Source organism: Stutzerimonas stutzeri (assembly GCF_024448935.1).
Classification (GTDB): Bacteria; Pseudomonadota; Gammaproteobacteria; order Pseudomonadales; family Pseudomonadaceae; genus Stutzerimonas; species Stutzerimonas stutzeri_AO.
On record NZ_JAMOIE010000168.1, the window covers coordinates 1 to 3,555 of the forward strand.

At 58.3% G+C, this 3,555-nt stretch carries 2 protein-coding genes; both read left to right on the forward strand.

Translation table 11 applies throughout. The features are described from left to right. The first annotated feature begins 3 nt into the window (after positions 1-3). Complete coding sequence (locus tag NA637_RS24220; RefSeq protein WP_256075069.1) at positions 4-1,572, forward strand: hypothetical protein; 1,569 nt, start codon at positions 4-6, stop codon at positions 1,570-1,572. Positions 1,573-2,130: 558 nt separating this feature from the next. Continuing rightward, entirely contained in the window at positions 2,131-3,012 is an 882-nt protein-coding gene (locus NA637_RS24225) for a GGDEF domain-containing protein (protein WP_256075068.1), read from the forward strand. The last annotated feature ends 543 nt before the right edge of the window (positions 3,013-3,555 follow it).

The window sequence follows — 3,555 nt, forward strand, 5'->3', positions numbered from 1 at the left end:
TTTCTGGATGGGCACCAGCTAGGCAATCCCGAGCTCAAGGAGCTGCTGAACACACGCTGCCCTCATGTATTTGCCGCACGGCCGGTCTTTGTGTCACCCCAGCGACTGAGCCAGGTCACCGAGGTCATCCAAGCCATCGAACAGACCGTCAGGTTGCCCGCCTGGCGGGCGCATGCATTGGCTTCAGCGCCGGCTGTTGCGCGGCATGCACCTCGAGGCGCCCGGGGCGTGTTCCTTGGCTACGACTTTCATCTTGACGAAAAAAAGCTCGGCCTTATCGAAATCAATACAAACGCTGGCGGCGCGATGCTCAACCTGTTGCTCGCCCGTGCGCAACGGCGCTGCTGCAGTGGCGTAGGAGCGCTGGCGCCGGGTGACGAAGGCGCTGACCGATTCGAGCAAGCGATTCTGGACATGTTTGCTCAGGAGTGGACAGCAAGCGGTGAACAGAAGCCGTTGAAGCACCTGGTCATCGTCGACGAAAGCCCCGAAAGCCAGTACCTCTATCCTGAATTCCTGCTGTTTCAGCAACTGTTCGAATCGGCCGGCATTGATTGCACCATCGCCGACCCAGCCGATCTGACATTCACCGAAGGCCGCCTGGTGGTGGCTGGCAAGCCAGTCGACCTGATCTACAACCGGCTCACCGACTTCTACCTAGAGGGCGCTGCGTGCAAGGCTCTGCGGGAAGCCTACCTCGCCGATGCCGTGACGGTGACACCCCATCCCCAAGCCTATGCCTTGTATGCCGACAAGCGCAGGCTGGTCGACTTGACCCATGCAGCGCTGCTCGAGCAGATGGGCGTCGATCCGCAAACCCGAGCAGTACTTGCCCGGTACGTCCCGATTACCCGACTTGTCGATCCCGCCGATGCAGAACAGCTCTGGCAGGACCGACGCAATCTGTTCTTCAAGCCGGCGATCGGGTTTGGCAGTCGCGGCGCGTACCGCGGCGAGAAACTCACCAAGCGTGTGTGGGCCGACATTCTTGATGCCAATTACGTTGCCCAGGCCCTGGTGGTTCCCGGCGAGCGCAGAACGGTTGGCAACCATCAGGTACGCCCGATGAAGTTCGACCTGCGCGCCTACGCCTATGCCGGGACGGTGCAGTGGATGGCCGCCCGGCTTTACCAGGGGCAGACGACAAACTTCCGAACGGAAGGGGGTGGCTTTGCTCCGGTTTTCACTCTGAACCCGAACGAACAAGTAGCTGAAGGCGCAAAGGGATCGCCGCACGCCTCCTATACATTTCTGCTCGACGACACCGGCCGCGTAGAGCCTCTCCCCCATCCGCTCTACCTGGCCTTGGTCAGAGCACAAAGCGCTATTGCGACGCTCGCCGGTAAGCGTTTCCGGTTGGCCGACTGGTATGTGGCCATGGACGCAGGAAAGCCCACCCAGGTGGTCCGGGAATGGTACGGCTGGGTGACGTTCGACGCGGATGGCAATTTCCATCCAGAGAGCGATTCGCACAATCTGACTGCGAGCGGTGCCGGAAACGTCGACACGACAGCCCTACCGTCCCCGCTGGAACACGACCGAATCACGAGCCTCCTGTATGGAAACGAGTGAACGCGGTATCGCTCAACGTTCACGGAGCTCTCCGAGCTCGCAGCGCAACGCTTGCAGAAGCGACCGCTGACGGCGATCCACAGCGTCACGCTGTGCTGTCGAGCATTCCGACCGATCGGGTGATACACCTCTCTCAAGCAAGCTAAACCCGCCGATCAGGCATTGTCGTGGAAGTAACCTCGACCGTACCTGCTGCGACCAGCCAAGCACCTCTTATGAGGTGCTTATTACCAAAGGCATCGGCCAGCGACCACTAGACAGCAAACGCTGAGCCTCGTAACGTGCTTCAGCCCCGCTGCGAGCCGTTTCCTCACACCTCTTTTGCCGGGTTGCCGGGGCGAACAACTCAAAGCCGGCGCGATACAACCGGATCAGGGAGCAGGTGCGATGCAAGGGACACACTCGGAACACCTGCGCCGGCGTGACGCCCAGCCGGAGTTCTGGCAGCTTTCGATGCGTTGCTGTCAGCTGGCAGGCAGCGTCGATGTCGCTTTTTTCTTCATATTTCTCATTCTTGGCTCACCCATTCTGGGCTGGATAAACGTGGTCAGTGTGGCCATGTATATCTATGCCTATCGCGCATTCCAACAGCGAAGAAATCAGCTTGCGGTCATGCTGATACGCATCGAAGTGCTTGTTCATGCCGGACTGGGAACGGTTCTGATTGGTTGGGAAAGTGGCTTCCACTATTTTCTGCTGATGTTCATCCCGGCCCTGTTCGTGAGCATGCCCACGCGCACCGCGTGGATCTACGCTGGTTGGCTATGGGCTTACTACATCGGCCTGGATGTCCTGATGTGGTTCGTAGAACCGGTGCAACCGATCTCCTCCAAGGCGCTGCTCGGCGTGCACGTGTTCAACCTGACGGTGGTGTTCTGCATGTTCAGCTATCTTGCGCTGTTCTATGTGGTCACGGTGGCCCGGGCACACAAGAAGCTCGCCTCGATGGCAACGACCGATTCACTGACCGGCCTATTCAATCGTCGAAACATGATTGAACTCACTGAAAAGATCCTGGCACGACATCATCGTCACCCTACAAACCTCACGCTGATGCTGATGGACATCGACCACTTCAAGCAGGTCAATGATCAGTACGGTCACGAAACGGGCGATCGCGTACTCCAGGCGGTGAGTGATCTGCTCAGACAGTCGTTGCGCGAACAGGACTTCATTGGTCGTTGGGGTGGTGAAGAGTTTCTGGCCATTCTGCCGGATACGAATTTCAGCCACGCTGGCGAAAGCGCAGAGCGTATACGCACGGGTGTCCAGGCACTGGATATCCACAGTGACGGCACTTCAGTGCGTGTTACGTTGTCCATCGGCATCACGCAATATCGCGCCGATGAATTGTTCAGCGAAGCAATCGCGCGGGCCGATCACGCACTCTATGGGTGCAAGGCAGCTGGACGTAACAGGGTGGAGGTCGCTGAGGTTTAGCAACCGAGCCTGGCCGCTCCCTGCCCTCGAGAAAACAGCGGTTCGCCGAAGAGATGGCCTGGGCCTCACCTCACGTACAGCGCCGGATCAGCCGGGATCGACTGACGTGTGCTTCCAATATCAGAAAGCAGGAGCCCCCATTAGGCAGGCTCCACTACATCGGCTGCAGACGTCCGATCTCCCACTCCATCATCAACAGATCGCCTAGACCCGCGCGGTTCCAGAGACTAAATCTGATCGATGTAGGCTTTACCGTCGTTTCTACCGTCAGCCCGCTAGGCTCTTGTATCTTGCGGAAGAATCGGGCAATTCGAAGGGTGACGACTCTGGCGACACCATAATCAATCGCCGGAAATTTTAGTTTTTTACACGCCGTTGACCAACCTCTCCCATGCAAAGAACCCTTGCGCTGCGAAAAATACGTGCGCCGGATTTATGCCTGTTTTTTGCTCAATTTCCGATTTGCGGGCGTAATGCGGCCATGCGTTTCAGGTTCCACGCCAGGCACACCAGCGTCCATTCGCCGCTGACCTTTTTCACCCC

Excerpts from the sequence above, each read along its gene's own strand:
- NA637_RS24225 (WP_256075068.1), top strand. The coding sequence starts at position 2,131 with ATGTATATCTATGCCTATCGCGCATTCCAACAGCGAAGAAATCAGCTT.